Annotated in this window: 10 protein-coding genes; 8 read left to right on the forward strand and 2 right to left on the reverse strand. The window is 43.9% G+C overall.

All coding sequences use genetic code 11. The features are described 5' to 3' along the window. Nucleotides 1-22 precede the first annotated feature (22 nt). On the forward strand, nucleotides 23-1,660 hold the full coding sequence (locus AC1DU2_RS18785; protein WP_477385978.1) for a TldD/PmbA family protein: 1,638 nt from the start codon (nucleotides 23-25) through the stop codon (nucleotides 1,658-1,660). A 7-nt stretch (nucleotides 1,661-1,667) separates the two neighbouring features. Further along, nucleotides 1,668-2,999: a TldD/PmbA family protein gene (locus tag AC1DU2_RS18790; RefSeq protein ID WP_477385980.1), complete on the forward strand. Its 1,332-nt coding sequence runs from the start codon at nucleotides 1,668-1,670 to the stop codon at nucleotides 2,997-2,999. Between the two features lie 70 nt (nucleotides 3,000-3,069). Here the strand turns inward: AC1DU2_RS18790 and AC1DU2_RS18795 are convergent, their stop codons facing one another. Both AC1DU2_RS18795 and AC1DU2_RS18800 read right to left on the reverse strand, forming a co-directional pair. Then, complete coding sequence (locus AC1DU2_RS18795; protein WP_477358173.1) at nucleotides 3,070-3,585, reverse strand: hypothetical protein; 516 nt, start codon at nucleotides 3,583-3,585, stop codon at nucleotides 3,070-3,072. Nucleotides 3,586-3,654: 69 nt separating this feature from the next. Continuing rightward, entirely contained in the window at nucleotides 3,655-6,576 is a 2,922-nt protein-coding gene (locus tag AC1DU2_RS18800; protein WP_477385982.1) for a ligand-binding sensor domain-containing protein, read from the reverse strand. A gap of 410 nt (nucleotides 6,577-6,986) precedes the next feature. Between AC1DU2_RS18800 and AC1DU2_RS18805 the strand changes: the two genes are divergently transcribed. From AC1DU2_RS18805 to AC1DU2_RS18830, 6 genes are all read left to right on the forward strand, one after another. Next, the gene (locus AC1DU2_RS18805) at nucleotides 6,987-10,109 is read left to right on the forward strand and encodes a SusC/RagA family TonB-linked outer membrane protein (RefSeq protein ID WP_477385984.1); all 3,123 of its coding nucleotides are present in this window, start codon (nucleotides 6,987-6,989) and stop codon (nucleotides 10,107-10,109) included. A gap of 23 nt (nucleotides 10,110-10,132) precedes the next feature. Further along, nucleotides 10,133-11,635, forward strand: coding sequence for a RagB/SusD family nutrient uptake outer membrane protein (locus AC1DU2_RS18810; protein ID WP_477358181.1), 1,503 nt, complete (start codon nucleotides 10,133-10,135; stop codon nucleotides 11,633-11,635). A 27-nt stretch (nucleotides 11,636-11,662) separates the two neighbouring features. Beyond that, nucleotides 11,663-13,759 carry a phage tail protein gene (locus tag AC1DU2_RS18815; protein ID WP_477358184.1) on the forward strand — a complete coding sequence of 699 codons (2,097 nt, stop codon included), beginning with the start codon at nucleotides 11,663-11,665 and terminating at the stop codon, nucleotides 13,757-13,759. 12 nt (nucleotides 13,760-13,771) lie between these two features. Beyond that, nucleotides 13,772-14,668 (forward strand): PKD domain-containing protein, encoded by an 897-nt coding sequence (locus AC1DU2_RS18820; RefSeq protein ID WP_477385987.1) that lies wholly within the window; start codon nucleotides 13,772-13,774, stop codon nucleotides 14,666-14,668. Between the two features lie 7 nt (nucleotides 14,669-14,675). Next, on the forward strand, nucleotides 14,676-15,731 hold the full coding sequence (locus AC1DU2_RS18825) for a family 16 glycosylhydrolase (protein WP_477358190.1): 1,056 nt from the start codon (nucleotides 14,676-14,678) through the stop codon (nucleotides 15,729-15,731). Between the two features lie 154 nt (nucleotides 15,732-15,885). Beyond that, a complete protein-coding gene (locus tag AC1DU2_RS18830) occupies nucleotides 15,886-16,725 on the forward strand; it encodes a glycoside hydrolase family 16 protein (protein WP_477385989.1) in 840 nt (279 codons plus the stop codon). Nucleotides 16,726-16,974: the final 249 nt, after the last annotated feature.

Genomic DNA, 16,974 nt, shown 5'->3' on the forward strand with positions numbered 1-16,974 from the left:
TAATAAAAGGAGGAAATATACTTTGAGAAGACGTGACTTTATCTATTTAACGGGTATGGGTACCGGCGCTTTAATGCTGCCCGGTATGAATGCCCTCGGTAAAACAATCGATCCTTTACAGGCGCTGGAAGGTGTTGATGTAAAGATCAAAAAAGAGCTGGCCGATGTGGCTTTAAATGCAGCCAAATCAAACGGTGCAACCTATGCCGATGTCAGGATTGGCCGCTACCTTAACCAGTTTGTGGTAACCCGCGAAAACAAGGTACTTAACGTGGCTAATACCGAATCGTACGGTATCGGTATCCGGGTTATAGCTAATGGTTGCTGGGGATTTGCGGCAACCAACGATGTAACTAAAGAAGGTATGGCTAAAACTGCCCTGAAAGCAGTTGCAGTTGCCAAAGCCAATGCCAAAATTGGAGGTGCTCCCGTAGAACTTGCCCCTCAAAAAGGTTATGGCGAAGTAAGCTGGAAAACACCGATTACCAAAAACGCATTTGAAGTGCCAATCAAAGAAAAGGTTGATCYGTTGCTTAACGCCAACGGCGTGGCTATGGCAGGTGGTGCCAACTTTGTAAACTCGATTATGTTTGCTGTAAACGAGCAAAAATATTTTGCATCTACCGATGGTTCGTATATCGACCAGGATGTACATCGCTTATTCCCGAGTTTTACAGTAACCAAAATAGATCCTGCTGCAGGTTCATTTGAAACCCGCAGGTCGCTAAGCTCGCCGGTTGGCATGGGATACGAATATCTTGATTCATTGGATAGCGAAAAAGTGGCTGGCATAACTACCCGCTACAAGAAGCGTTATGACATGATTGAAGATATGAAGTTTGCTACCCAGCAGGCAGCCGATAAAATAAAAGCAAAATCGGTTGAGCCGGGCAAATATGACCTGGTGCTTGATCCTTCGCACTTATGGTTAACCATTCACGAGTCTGTTGGCCACCCTACCGAGCTTGACCGTGTGCTGGGCTACGAGGCTAACTTTGCCGGTACCAGCTTCCTTACGTTAGATAAATGGAAATCGGGCAAGTTTAATTTTGGCAGCAAGGCCGTAAATATTGTGGCCGATAAAACCCAGGTAGGTTCATTAGGAGCCGTAGGTTATGACGATGAAGGTGTTAAGTGTAAAAAATGGGATATCATAAAAGAAGGCACCTTAGTTAACTACCAGGCCATCCGCGACCAGGCACATATTATCGGGCTTACCGAATCACAAGGCTGCTGTTACTCCCAAAGCTGGCAGGATGTGCAATTTCAGCGTATGCCAAATATATCTTTGCAACCGGGCAAAACTCCATTAAGTGTTGATGAGATGATTAAAAACGTCGAGAAAGGCGTTTACATTATTGGTGATGGCTCATTCTCTATCGATCAGCAGCGCTATAACTTCCAGTTTGGCGGGCAGCTGTTTTATGAGATTAAAAACGGCAAGATAGCTGGCATGCTTAACGATGTTGCCTACCAGGCCAACACACAGGAGTTCTGGAATTCATGCAGCCAGGTTTGCGACGAGCGTGACTACCGTTTAGGTGGAGCCTTTAACGATGGTAAAGGCCAGCCAGGCCAGTCAAGCGCGGTATCGCACGGATCATCAACCGCGTTATTTAAGGGAGTTAATGTAATCAACACTAAAAGAAAGATCGGATAACTGAATTATGCCTATATTAAATAAAGAAGAAGCCCAGGCTTTACTAAAAAAGGTACTTGCCTATTCAAAAGCCGAGGAGTGTGAGGTAAGTTTAAACGGGAGCGAAGGCGGTAATATCCGCACCGCTTTAAATGCTGTTTCAACAGCTGGTGATATCAGTACTATTGGATTGGCCGTAACATCGGTATTTGGCAAAAAGGCCGGTACCGCCACCATTGATGAATTTGACGATGCCGCGCTGGAAAGAGTGGTGCGCCGGTCGGAGGAACTGGCGCAGTTAGCGCCGGCCAATCCCGAATATATGCCGATGTTAGGCCCGCAAACTTTTGCAGAGTCTATTACTTTTAATGCTAACACAGCAGCCATAACGCCTGATACCCGCGCCGAAATGGTAGCCAAAAGTCTATCGGTTACCAAAGAAGCAAAATTGACAGCCGCCGGGTTTCTCGAGAATTCTACCAGTTTTAACGCTGTAATGAATTCTAAAGGGTTGTTTGCTTACAACAAAGGTAGCGATGTTACTTTCTCGGTTACCACCCGTAACCAGGAAGGCACAGCATCTGGCTATGCTGCCAGGGGATTTACCGATGTAAGTAAGATGGATACCTTTTCGGCAACCAAATACGCCGCAGGTAAATGTTTAAGCTCATCAGGTGCAAAAGCCATAGAGCCAGGTAAATATACCGTTATACTAGAGCCTGTTGCAGCTACCTATCTGCTGGAAAACATGTTCCGTTTTGATGCCCGGAGTGCCGAAGAGGGCCGCAGCTTTCTGAGCAAGAAGGGTGGAGGTACCCGCCTGGGCGAGCAGCTAATGGACCCTAAAGTGGATATCTACTCAGACCCATTTAACCCCGACCTGCCATCAACCACATGGAGCGGTGAAGGCTTGCCGCGCGAAAAAACCAGCTGGATTGAAAAAGGCGTGGTTAAAAATTTAAGCTATACCCGCTACTGGGCTGATAAAAAAGGTGTTAAGCCTTTGCCAGGCCCCGGTAATATTATTATGGATGGCGGCGATGCCAGCCTGGAAGACCTCATCAAGAGCACCGAACGTGGTATCCTGGTATCGCGCCTCTGGTATATCCGCATGGTTGATCCGCAATCGTTGCTGTTAACAGGCCTTACCCGCGATGGTACGTTTTATATCGAGAATGGTAAAATCAAGTTCCCGGTTAAAAATTTCAGGTTTAACGAGAGCCCGGTTATTATGCTTAACAACCTGGAAGCCCTTGGCAAGCAGGAGCGGAGCATCAGTGTAGAAAGTTATCGCAGCTACCTCATCCCAACTTTGAAGGTGAGGGATTTCACGTTTAGCTCACTATCAGACGCTGTTTAAATCTTTAACAAAAACGGGAAATTTTAATTAAGATCCCGTTTTTTGTTATTTATATAGTGTTTTGGGGATACTATACCATAATGTCATCAAGTGCATGTACAACCGAAGCCACCGCATTTACGTCAACAGGTAGTGCGGGATGGTCTATAAGCTGTACAGCGAGGTTACCTATCCAATAAGGTGCTGTATCCTCATTACCCGCCGAACTATTACCATCGTGTGGGTAGTCAAGGGCCTGGTCATCAGAGTCGGCAGCATGTACTGACTCATGGATGAATGTACCCGCTATACTCCCTAACGATCTGTTCAATTTGTTGCCTGCAATATTGATGTGAATGGAAGTAGGATCGTTTGGATCTTCATACCCCAATTCCCTTGTGAAATATTTCTTGAATGTTTTTACAGATAACTGAAGGTTGCAATTTTGCATCGAGGCGGCTACCTGTGCTCCCGTTGCGTTGGTAAAATAAAACCCGGGTTTGGTTGCAATAGCCTGGTAAAAGGCGTTATCGGCCAAAAGCCTGTTTGCTTCTGCTACGCCGTCAATAAGAATCTGGATTGATCCGTTGTATGTTATTGTCATCATGATAAAATGGTTTTGTAACAGTAAAACTACACTTATCTTGTTTGGCCCGGAATACCTGCATCAAGGTATTTATTTCATGATTTCCCGTTGAATATCAAACAGAAACTCAAATAAATTGATCTCCGTGGGGATTTGTAGTTTCTTTCTCAGCCTGTATCTGCTTATTTCAACTCCCCTTACAGATATCGCCATTAGCTGGGCAATCTCCTTACTGGATAGGTTCATAATGAGGTAGGCACATAATTTTAACTCCTGCTGGTTGATACTGGGGTAGCGGTCTTTAATTACCGTCAGGAAGTCGGCGTGTACTTTGTTAAAGTGCAGCGAGAATTGTTCCCATTCCTCGTTTACCTTCTTTTCTTCGGACAGCAACCGCAGGATCTTTTTAATTTCTACCGTTTCAACAACATCCTTACCCGATTTGTTGATGCGTTGCAGTTCGTCCTTAACTTTTAAAATAAACTCCTTTTTTTGCACCAGGCTCATGGCCGAGCTGGCCAGTTCGGAGTTTTTATATTCAATTTCGCTCTCCAGTTTTTCATTCTTCAATTTCACCACCTCTTTTTCCGATCGCTCCAGCTCAAGTTGGTGCAGGTAGGCCATTTGCTTTTGCTCTTCCTCGTTCTTTTGTCGCTGTATCGCCAATTCTTTTTGCTGGTTGCGGATGTGCCGTTTTTCTTGTTGCTGGTAAATAAAATAAAGCAGGTAGCTAAAAATTATTATGTAAACAAGGTATGCCCAGATGGTTTGATACCAGGGCGGACTAATGGTGAAAGTATAGACGCTTACCGGCGATTCGTTATTCTGGTGATTGCGCGCCTTTACCATAAAAGTATAAGTACCTGCCGACAGGTTGGTGTAGTCCTTTTCAGTCTTTTTTGACCAGGCCGACCATTCCTGGTCAAAGCCTTCCAGATAATAGCTATACGTAACATTTGATTGGCCCTCAAAAACAGGCGAGGAGTATTCAAAGTGAAGGGAGTTTCGTAAATAACTCAGTGAACGGGTATTGGTTGATGATTGCTTATTATCATCATTAACCAATCCATAATATCCGCCAAAAAGCAGGCTGTCGGTACCTGCCGTTGCTTTAACCTTGCGGATAAAAACCGACAGCGGGTGGATATTCTGTTTGTATTTGGCATAGTTAATATGATAATAGCCGTTCTCGCTGCCAACAAAAACGTTGTTATCATTAATGGGATAAACATTTTCAAAGCCGCTTAATATTTTATCGGTTAGCTCGGGGATGTAGGTAATGGTTGGTTTCGGGGATGAATAATCGACCACGCCGAGGCTTTTTTCCTGTACAAACCAAATATTGCCTGATGGATCTTCTCTTAAATACCTAAGGCTTCTTGTTCCGAAAATCCCTTTATAAGCCTCGGAAGGCCCAAACTTATCAGTGGAAGCATCATATTCATAAACGCCTTTTTCTGTTGCTACAACTACACGGTTCCTGATCTTAAAAACAAAATTGTTTAAGGTTGATGGCAAGCCCTGCGCCTGGGTATACATTTTTACCTGCGCGTTGTCGGGGCTTATTTTATAAATACCGCGGGTGGGGTGCGATGTCCAGATATTACTTTCGGCATCAACGGCCATAAAACGGGCCGATTCATAGTATTTGCCAATATTCCCTTTATCAAGAAAACCGGTAGCTATTCGTTCAAATAACCTCACGCCGTAATAATTGCCTGCGGCAACTAAATTGGTACCGGGTTTGTTTAATAAAGGTTCAAAAAGCCAAAAGCCTGTGGCATTATAAATAGGGAGCAACTTATCCCCGCTTATTTTAAACATGCCATCATCGCGGCCGGCCAGCAAATCGTCGTTAACTACAGACAAATGCCATGATAAGCCATCGGCTAAAACGTTAAAATTATTTTTAGCGTAGCTTAAATCGGTAATATCTTCTACAGGGAGCTTGTATATACCTGTCGACATAGAAAAATACAGCGCGTTTTGGTATTTAGCTATGGCATAACCGCTGCCATCTTTAAACACAGCCGGGTTAATATGTTTTACGGCATTATTAAAGGCGATGAAATCGATGCCATTATCAAGCCCCAGCCATATGTTATGGTTTACATCCATAAACATGCAGCGCACATTTGTATTTTGAAGCCCCTCTTTTTTCGATATCTTTTCTATTACGGTGCCGTTTTCATCAACCTGGTAAATGCCGTTGGTATAGGTACTTAACAGGTAATTATTTTCGCCAATAGCAACCGCCGCCGAAAATGCCTGCTGACCACCTATATCGAAGCCGCTAAGCAGCCAGTTTTTGAGGTGGTTCCCGGTTAAAACAAAAACGCCGTTTTTGGCAGTAGTAACCAGGCTGGAGTTTTCGCCAAACCGGCAAACGCTGGTAATATAAAAGCCATTGGGCAGATCTTTTTTTTCGATAAAGGTTTGCCAGTCGTTGTTTTTAAAAACCAGTACGCCCTTTTGCTGATCATGTGCTATCAGCTGGCCCTGGTACAAACCCAAAAATAACCACGACGATGAGTTATAAATAGTCATTTTACCATAGCTATACCTGAAGATTTTATCGTGTGACCGAAAAAAAACATCGTCGCCATAGGTCACAATATCCCAGATATCCGAAAAATTCTGGTCGGCCTTGGGCAGTAGGTTTTTTAACGAGGTAAAAGTAAGCTGTCCGTTGCTACCGGGGGCAAAGTACCCCAACTCGTCTTGTCCGCCCGCGTAAAGTTTCCTGTCCTTTCCAAATTCAATAGATCTGACAATAGTTTTATTAGGCAGCGGATACAACTGCCAGTACGCGCCATCAAAAACAAGCACGCCCTCGTTATTGGCAAAATACATGCGGCCCTGGGCGTCCTGCCTTATTTTCCAGTTTTGGGTGCCGCCGTTATATTGTTTTTTATCAAAATTAACCGTTTCGCGCTGTCCAATATAAGTTTGTGAAGATGCAGACTGCACACCCGCAAGCAGGAGTAAAAAAATAATAGTACGTAAAAACATATCAGGTTATAATGCGGCGATGAACATTTTAATAAATGTATCAACTATAAGCGCGATTAGCTACTAATATGACGATTTTTTCAAACTGTGTGGTAGTGATGTAGTCCGTTTTTTCGCTGCAACGGCCCATGCATCTACATTTGAAGCGTCGAAACCAATTGACCAAACCAATTATAATATTAAAAATTTTAACGCGAGTATGAATGTATTATGCCTCATGATGCCCTGTATAATTAATTTATGTAGTGGTAAATACAGTATGGAAAATATCACACCTATCAGCCCCGAATTTCCACCCTGAACCATATAAAATCGTTTATTCCGCATCCTGACCAGGTGCGCTGCGCGAGGGTAACAAGCCTGGAATGCAGCTTTCAATTATAATTATATAACCTAAAATTCAAATTTGTATGCAAGTAAAACTCAGGTTTTGCATGTGCATCGCCTTACTATTTTGCTTTGTAAGCGGTGCATTTGCGCAAAACGTTCGATTAACCGGTAAAGTAACCCAAAAATCAGATGGGCAGCCTTTACCCGGTGCATCAGTATCTATTAAAGGTACAACCACAGGTGCAATAACAGATGTAAATGGTAATTATTCGCTTAATATACCGCAGGTTGGCGCTACCATCGTAGTATCATTCCTGGGTATGGAAACCGCAGAAAAAACGGTGTCAAAAGGCGGCGTACTTGACTTTTCCTTGGAAGACAACGCGGCAAAGGCCCTGAATGAAGTAGTAGTGGTTGGTTACGGAACGCAAAAAATAACCAAAGTTTCGGGCGCCATATCAACAATAAAAGCATCAGACATCCAAAAACTAACCCCTACACGGGCAGAAGAAGCGCTGCAGGGGCAGGCAGCCGGCGTAAGCGTTATCCAAAGCGGTTCGCCGGGCTCAAAGCCTACGGTGCTGGTAAGGGGTATCCCATCATTTTCGGGTACCGACCCAACGGTAATTATCGATGGTGTGCAGCAAACTTTAACCGATTTTAACTCCATCAATCCAATTGATATCGAATCGATCAACGTGCTTAAAGATGCGGCTACAACAGCCATATATGGTGTACATGGGGGTAATGGTGTAATAGTAGTAACCACCAAAACCGGCAAAAAGAACCAGAAACCGCAAATTGCCCTAACCACCAATTACGGTATTCAGGAAGTAGCCCGCACAATTGGTGTATTAAATGCTTCTGAATATGGCGCTATTGTAAACGAAGGTAGCGTTACTTCGGGTGGCAGCGTGATATTTCCTGACCTGAGCACACTCGGCGTTGGTACCGATTGGCAAAAACAAATTTTCCATACCGCCCCCATGCAAACGTATAACTTATCGGCTACGGGCGGCAGCGAAAACGTGAACTATTTCCTGTCCGGCGGCTACCAAAGCCAGGGTGGTATTGTTGGGGGCATTGATAAATCGAGGTTTGACAGAGGGAACTTTACCGCGAACCTTAACTTCCAGCTAAGCAAAAAGTTAAAATTTACTATCAACGCAACCGATGTAATCCTTAAATCAAAAGGCATCCAGGAAAATTCTTTCAACAGCATCTTGGGTAGTGCGTTAAACTTTGATCCAACCGTACCCATTTATAATAACGTACCCAATACGGTAGGGAAATACGGCTTTAGTAACCATATTTTCTCGGAGGTTTATAACCCGCTTACCAAACTGGATAATACCTACAACACAAACACAGGCAACAAACTGTACGGCAAATTTGAATTGCAGTACGATGTATTTAAAGGCTTAACTTTAACCAGCAGGTTTGGCTACACCAAATATGATTCAAATGCAAAAACATTTACACCTCTTGTATTTTATGGCCCCCAGAACGTAGATAATACGATGAATGCCGACGGAACAACCGTTACCGGCATGCACAACAGCGTATCGCACGAAAAGGACAGCAACTTTAATTATTCTTGGGAAACCTATGGTAATTACAATTTTAACCTGGATAAAGACAATCATTTTGAAACTACCGCAGGTTTCTCGCTATACCGCACATCTGGCAACGCCGATGGGGCAAGCAGGCAGGATGTGCCTTATAACTCCTGGGAATTTGCCGATTTTACAGCCGCAACCGGCACAAATTCGGCTACAAATACCAATGCGCTTAGTGGCTACTACTACCAGTATTTCCGCCGGAATGTTTCGTACTTCGGTCGTGTAAACTACGATTATAAAGAAAAGTACCTGGCGTCGTTTGTGGCCCGTCGCGATGGTTCGTACGCTTTTGGTACCAATAATAAGTTCGGTAATTTCTACTCCGGTTCGTTGGGGTGGGTTGTAACAAGCGAAGACTTTTTTAAAGTTCCTTTTATTGATTATTTAAAAATCAGGGGTAGCTATGGCGCTATCGGTAACGAAAACGTTAGCCCGCAATATGTAAAAATTTCAACCGGCGGCCCTGATTACGGCCCAACTGCCAACAGTAATGGTTACAACTTTGATAATGTATTTTATCCGGGTTCAACTGTTGCATCGGCTGCCAATAACAGCTTGAAATGGGAGCGCCAGTTACAATCAAACGTAGGTTTTGATATTCATTTCTTTAACAGCAAACTTAATATCTCGGCAGATTACTACCAGAAAAAAGTAAACGGCTTATTATTTACGCCGAATGCTTCCTTATACCTGGGTACTGTGCCAATCCCTACAGCCAACATTGGCTCAACCAAAACTAACGGTTTTGATATCACCCTAAGCTATAATGAAACCTTAAACAAGGATTTTAAACTGGGTAATACGTTTACGTTTACTACAGCAAAAAACCTGGTAACCGCTACCAATACCGATAACAGCGCCAAAATATACGGAGGGGGCTATTTTAACGGTCAATCGCAAACAGTTACTGTGTTCCAGAAAGGCTTTACTCCCGGTTATTTTTATGGCTATAAAACGGATGGCCTGTTTCAAACTGCGGATGAAATTGCCAAAGCACCTACCCAGTCGGGCGCGCAACCTGGCGATATCCGTTATGTTGACATAAACAAAGACGGCAAGATAGACGCTAACGACCAAACCAAAATTGGTGACCCTTTCCCTAAATTCACCATCGGCTGGAATTTGAGTGCATCATACAAAGGCTTCGATTTTAGCGCCTTTACTTATGCATCTATCGGCAACGATATTTATAGGGCTTACGAGCGTAATGGAAACTATACCAATAAATTCCGCAGCGTACTGGCCAGGTGGACAGGCCCCGGAACTACCAACGATGCCCATAACCCAAGATACTCATTTACCGATCCTAACAGCAACATCCGCGTATCTGACAGGTATGTTGAGAACGGTTCATTTGTAAAGATTAAAAACCTGCAGCTGGGCTATACCTTTCCTAAATCAATAACCGGAAAGGTGTTTAACAGTGTGCGCCTATACGGCCAGGTTAAAAACGCTTTTGTAATAACCAAGTATACCGGTTATGATCCGGAAATATCAGGCGGCATCCTGGATACAGGTGTTGATCGTGGCGAATATCCGCAACCACGCATCTATTCATTTGGCCTTGATATCAAATTATAATCATTTAAATAGATCATATTACAATGAAGAAGAAATATATATTAATGAGTTTGGTTACCCTGGTTACCATACTTGCATCCTGCAAAAAGTTTGTGGATTACAATCCGCATGAAGATTTTGTGACAACGGAGCAGGACTATTTAAAATCGGAGACTGATTACCGCACCATGGTAATTAGCGCGTACTCGCCGTTACAATGGCTAAACCAGATGGTTCCCGTGGGCGATATCGCCTCAGATAATTCGGTAACCGGGGGCGAGAGCGCATCAGATGTGTTGTCGTTACAACAGATAGATGATTATACCAACACACCCATCAACTCAACCATGACCGATTTATGGCAGGTGGCCTACGAGGGTGTTAACCGGGCCAATTATTTAACCCAGTACAAGGATAAAAACCTGGCAGGCCAAACCATTACTTTTGCTGGTAAGGATGCCCTTTATGGCGAGATTTACTTTTTACGTGCTTACTACTATTTTTCGCTGGTACGCATGTTTGGCGATGTTCCCTTGTTTACCGACAAGCGTTTGGGCGTAACCGATTCACGTACTTTAAAAAGATCGCCTAAGGCTGATGTTTATAAAGCAATTGAGGCCGATTTGGCCAGTGCTATTGCTGCATTACCTGCTGTACAAACACAAAAAGGCCGCATTACCAAATATGCCGCGCAGGCGTTATTAGGTAAGGTTTACCTTTACGAAAACAAGTTTGATCAGGCAGCGTCAACATTAGAAACCGTAATTACCTCCAACGCTTTCTCGTTAGTGGCCGATTTTAATTCGATATTCCTGGCGGCCGGCGAAAACGGGTCTGAATCGGTATTCGAGATCCAATACACCAATGGATCGCCTTATTACAATTGGGGCGGTGTAACCCGGGGCCAGGGTAACTACTCGGTACAGCAATGCGGCATCCGTGGTTTAAACGGCAATATTCCGTATGCAGCCGGCTGGAGCACCAACCTGCCGTCGCAAAATTTAGCCTCGGCTTATTCCGCCGGCGATCAGCGTAAAGCGGTAACAACTTTTGATATCGAAGCCTACAAAAATGCCAATCCTGCATTAGGTATTACTTACCAGGTAGCGCCATATAAAAATACGGGCCTGTACAATGGTAAATACCTGCCCCGCAAAGGCGAAACATCTGGTCAGGTGGAGTTGAACTATTTAAACAACTTCCGTACTATCCGTTACGCCGAAGTGTTGCTGATGGCTGCTGAAGCCAACAACCGCGCTACCGCGCCCAACGATGTAAAGGCACAGGGGTACCTGAACCAGGTACGCCAGCGTGCATTTGGCGATGCTAACCACAATATCACCTTAACCGGCGCAGCGTTAAAACAGGCTATCTGGGACGAGAGAAGGCTGGAACTGGCTATGGAGGGCGACAGGTTTTTTGATTTGGTTAGAACAGGGCAGGCCGCCGCGAAAATTCCGGGCTTTAAAACGGGTAAAAACGAAGTATTTGCCATCCCGCAGTCAGAAGTGGATGTTTCGGGCTTAACACAAAACCCGGGATATTAATTCATTTAACTATTAAAACTAACGATCATGAATGCAAGAAAATATTTTTATAGCATAGCGTTATTACTGGCCGTTACCGCGGGTTGCAAAAAAGAATCATACACTGATACTTCTTTTGTAAACGGTATTACATCGCCTGCTAAGCTATCTGTCCTGTTTGATATTACGCAGGATAACTCGGGACTGGTAACCATTACGCCAAATGGCGAGGGAGCGGTATCATACGATGTTTATTATGGCGATGCGGGTAGTACTTACGTAAAAGTGCAGTCGGGTAAAAACGTACAGCACACTTATGCCGAAGGTAATTACACGGTTAAAATTGTAGGCCACGGCCTTAACGGTAAAACAACCGAATTTACCCAGCCGTTAACCGTGTCGTTCCGCGCTCCCGAAAACTTGAAAGCTACGGTAACTACATCGGGTTTAAGTATTAGCCTATCGGCATCTGCCACCTACGAAACCTTATTTAAGGTTTACTATGGCGATTCGACAGCGGTTAACCCCGAGCCTTTTAAGGCGTTTTTAGAAGGACAAACTTTAACCCACGCTTACGCCGGTGCAGGCGTGTACGTAGTTAGGGTTGTGGCACTTAGCGGCGGCGCGGCAACAACTACTTTGCTTGATACCATCAAAGTTGGCAAGCAAATAGATTTGCCGGTTACTTTTGATGATCCTAATTATGATTACACCATGAGCGATTTTGGTGGCAATCAATCATCTGTAGCGGCCGATCCGGCCAACCCGGCTAATAAAGTTTTAAAGGCCATTAAAACAGCCGGATCTGAAGTTTGGGCTGGTACCACCATTGGTACTTCCTTAGGTTTTGCATCTAAAATTCCTGTTACTGCGGCTTCATCAAAAATGAGCGTGCGGGTTTATTCGCCTGCGGCAGGATTGGATATCAAACTAAAAATTGAAGACCATACCAACGGCAACCACGCTGTTGAAACCGACGTTAAAACAACCGTTGCCAATAAATGGGAAACGCTGACATTCGACTTTAATTCGCCGGCCGCAGGCACGCCGGGATTAAACGCGGCGTATACTTATGACAAAGCATCATTGTTCTTCAACTTTGGCGTAAACGGCGATGGCAAGGCATATTATGCCGACGATTTGAAGTTTGTTCCATCGGCCCCTGCATTAACACAGATAAACCTGCCGGTTACATTTGATGATGCTACGGTTAACTATACCATGACCAATTTTGGCAACGACCAAACAACCGATGCCGTTGACCCAACCAACGCAGCTAATAAAGTAAAACTTACTACCAAGCCAAACGGTGCCGAAGTATGGGCGGGTGTAACCATTGGTACGCCAGCCGGGTTCCTTGCAAAAGTGCCCCTAACTGCAACAAGCAACAAAATGACAGTACGGGTTTACTCGCCGGCGGCTGGCATCGATATCAAATTGAAGCTGGAAGATCACACCAATGGCGCCAATTCGGTCGAAACGGATGTGTTAAGTACGGTGGCTAACGGCTGGGAAACGCTAACGTTTGATTTTACCAAAAACTCATCTGGTACACCTGCTGTTAATTATGGTACTACCTATGATAAGGCATCCATTTTCTTTGATTTTGGTACTGCAGGTAATGGTAAAAAATTCTATTGGGATGATGTGAAGATGGCCGCCTCCCGTCCTGAAGTTTTAGGTATCCCGCTCACTTTTGAATCAACTACATTAAGTTATGCATTTACCGATTTTAATGGCGGAACTGTAACTGTAATTGCCAACCCCAAATCATCGGGTATAAACACCAGTGCCAAAGTTGGTAAAATGGTTAAAAATCCTGGCGAAACCTATGGCGGTAGCTATATTACCTTACCAAACCCAATTGATTTTTCGACAAAGAAAACCTTTACCATGAAAGTTTACTCGCCAAGGGTAGGTGCAAAAGTATTGCTGAAAGTTGAAAACCTGACTGATGGCGGTACCAGCTTTGAAAAACAAGTGACTACCACCAAAGCCAATGAATGGGAAACGCTCACGTTTGATTACAGCACCATTAACACCGCAAAATCATACCAAAAAGTGGTACTGATATTTGATAACGGAACAAGTGGCGATGGATCTGCCAATTACACCTGGTTGTTTGATGATATTTCACTTAATTAATATTAACAGATCATGAAATTCAATATAAAATTAATCGCCATATTTTTTGCCGCTGCCGCGATAGTTTATAGCAGCTGTACAAAGCAAAAATATCAGTTCGGCAGTATCAAAACGCCGGCCGATCTTAAATTAACGGCAACCATTACCGGTGCCGACGCCGCAAACCCCGCCGGATCGGGTGCGGGTACTGTAGCTATAGCCGTAACTGCAAGCAACGCCATTACCTATAACATCGACTTTGGCGACGGCAACAAGCAAATTGTATCATCGGGCGTTATTACCTACAAATACAATAATCCTGGCACATTTGACTATACCATTACGGTGAATGCTGTTGGTACTGGTGGCGTAACGTCAACCATCAGCAAAAAAATAACAGTATATGTAGCCTATACCATTCCGCCGGCAATAGTTTCGGGCTTAACAGGCAGCTCATCGCGTACGTGGGTAACAGACAGAACAGCGCCCGGGCACGTAGGGGTAGGGCCAACCAATACGTTTACACCCGATTACTATGCAGCCTCGCCAAATCAGCGCGCCGATTGTTTGTACGACGACGAGATAACATTTACCAAAGATACCAATGGAAACATCATCATGACCATTGATAACAAGGGGCAATCATTTTTTATAGCGGCGTCAACCGCGCATTACGGGGTAAGCGGCAGCGATAATTGCTATGCTATTGATGAAACGGGCGCTAAAAAGCTGGTATTTATGGATGCTTCATCTGGCTCAAATTCAGGCAATTCAACCATGGTGCAATTTGTTGTGCCGGGTAACGGATTGATTAACTTTGGTACGGGCGGCAATACCTACGAGATCTTATCAATCAGCGATACCAATATATCGTTACGTAACATCGGTATCGACGGACTGGCATGGTATCAAAAATTAAAAGTTAAATAACCTGGATATGAAATTTTTAAAAGTCGTAATATTAATTCTACTGGTATCATCACTTGCCGCCTGCAGTAAAAAAAGCAGCGGTACCGGTACCCCCAATAATCCGCCCACCGGGTTGGATATGACATCAAACGTAAGCACCGATGCCAGTGGCAATGTAACTTTTAACGCTACTGCCACCAATGCAGTAAGTTATGAGTTTGATTTTGGCAATGGTGTTTTTCAAACATCTACATCAGGATCTGTAACCTATAAGTACCCGGCAGCGGGTACTTATACTGTAAAAGTTACTGCAAAAAGCAGCACAGGGCAAACAGCCGCAAAATCTATCCAGGTAACGGTTTCATTAACCGCAGACACCGGAGGCGGAACCGGGGCAGGTGCAACCTGGGCCGAAGAGTTCAATACCGATGGTGCGCCAAATTCGGCAATATGGGGGTATGATCTGGGTAACAATAATGGCTGGGGTAATAATGAGCTTGAATATTATACCAATCGGAGCGATAACGTTATCATATCGGGCGGCACGCTTAAGATAAAACTCAAAAAAGAGGATTATATGGGCAGCGCTTATACATCGGCAAGAATTTTGACGCTTAACAAGTTTTCGTTTAAATATGGTAAGATAGAAATAAGGGCCAAAATGCCTGCCGGCTCGGGTACGTGGCCTGCTATATGGGCAATGGGCGATGATATTTCCACTAATCCCTGGCCCGGCTGCGGCGAGATAGATATTGTGGAACACCTTGGCCGCGATTTGAATAAGATTTATGGTACGGTACATTATCCGGGCCATTCGGGCGGCAATTCTGTAGGAGGCACTACGGTCATTACAGGCGCCACTACCGATTTTCATAGGTATGCTATAGATTGGTCGGCAACGGCTATCAAATTTATGGTTGATGACGTAGTTTATTTTACCGTGCCTAATGACAACAGCTTGCCATTTAACCACAAATTTTTTATCATACTTAATGTGGCTATGGGGGGTAATTTTGGAGGCGCGGTTGATCCTGCATTTAACAACGCCCAGATGGAGGTTGATTATATCCGGCTTTACCAATAAGTTTAACTTGCAACGCCATTTACCTGCGCATAAAGCCTGGGTAGATGGTGTTGTAATTAATACGACAACTAATTAAAAATTCACTTAATCGTAATTTATGATAAACTATCGAAAGTATAGGTACTGTTTTTTACTTCCGCTTTGTGCTATCCTGATGCCAACAACACCCAGCTTTGCTCAAAAGAAAAAAGCGACATTAAAAACGGCAGAAAAAGTTGTTTTTTTCGACGATTTCTCGGGCAAAAAACTGGATCGGGGTAAATGGGGGGCCGAGATAACAGGTCAGCATAACAACAATGAATTGCAGGCTTATATAGATACTAACGCGACGGCATTCCTGGTAAACGGAACAGCTGCTGAAGGGGCAAGGAATGGCGCTTTGATAATAAGGCCACAATCGATGCCAGGCTTTAAAACAAAGGATGGACAAAATTTTGATTTTATATCGGCGCGGCTAACCACCGAAAATAAATTTGAGTTTACCTACGGCAAAGCGGAAGCAAGGATTAAACTTACAGATGGTGCCGGACTTTGGCCCGCCTGGTGGATGCTGGGCAAAGGTGCCTGGCCCGAATGCGGCGAAATTGACATTATGGAATACGTAGGCGAGAAGGATTGGGCAAGTGCTGCCGTGCACGGCCCCGGCTACTTTGGCGAAACCCCTTTTGTAAACCGGCAATATTTTACAGCAGGCAACGATGTTACCCAATGGCATACTTACGCCGTTGAATGGACACCCGATGCCCTGAATTTTATTTACGATGGCAAATTGATGTTCAGGGTAAATAAAAAAATGACAAATCATTACGGCAAGTGGGCGTTTGATACCAGGAAGTACCTTATCCTGAACTATGCTTTAGGTGGTGCTTATCCTGTAAAAATAAATGGTGTAATGTCGCCGTATAACGGTATGCCGGCATCGTCAGTAAATCTTGTTAAAAAAGGCGAAGCAAAAATGCTGGTTGATTGGGTTAGAGTAACTCAAAAAAAGTAACATTTATCAAAACGCTTTTTGAATTTAGAACCGGACTCGACAGCCGGTTTTTTTTGTGATTTGAAATTTAACAGGCGGTTCAGCTATAAGAAATGAAAAATTAAGTAGAAAATTTTACAATAAACCAAACCCTTTTGTTTATTGTACGTATAAAGGTTGAGAATTGATTTCTATAAGAACAGTGTTGTTGGCTATGTTATTGGTTGTAAATAATTTACCGGTTTAAGGATTTATTTAAACCAGACCTTA

It is taken from the genome of Mucilaginibacter sp. P4_C11, assembly GCF_056402115.1.

Coding starts and splice junctions, on each gene's coding strand:
- AC1DU2_RS18790 (WP_477385980.1), top strand. CDS start 1,668: ATGCCTATATTAAATAAAGAAGAAGCCCAGGCTTTACTAAAAAAGGTA.
- AC1DU2_RS18795 (WP_477358173.1), bottom strand. CDS start 3,585: ATGATGACAATAACATACAACGGATCAATCCAGATTCTTATTGACGGC.
- AC1DU2_RS18800 (WP_477385982.1), bottom strand. CDS start 6,576: ATGTTTTTACGTACTATTATTTTTTTACTCCTGCTTGCGGGTGTGCAG.
- AC1DU2_RS18805 (WP_477385984.1), top strand. CDS start 6,987: ATGCAAGTAAAACTCAGGTTTTGCATGTGCATCGCCTTACTATTTTGC.
- AC1DU2_RS18810 (WP_477358181.1), top strand. CDS start 10,133: ATGAAGAAGAAATATATATTAATGAGTTTGGTTACCCTGGTTACCATA.
- AC1DU2_RS18815 (WP_477358184.1), top strand. CDS start 11,663: ATGAATGCAAGAAAATATTTTTATAGCATAGCGTTATTACTGGCCGTT.
- AC1DU2_RS18820 (WP_477385987.1), top strand. CDS start 13,772: ATGAAATTCAATATAAAATTAATCGCCATATTTTTTGCCGCTGCCGCG.
- AC1DU2_RS18825 (WP_477358190.1), top strand. CDS start 14,676: ATGAAATTTTTAAAAGTCGTAATATTAATTCTACTGGTATCATCACTT.
- AC1DU2_RS18830 (WP_477385989.1), top strand. CDS start 15,886: ATGCCAACAACACCCAGCTTTGCTCAAAAGAAAAAAGCGACATTAAAA.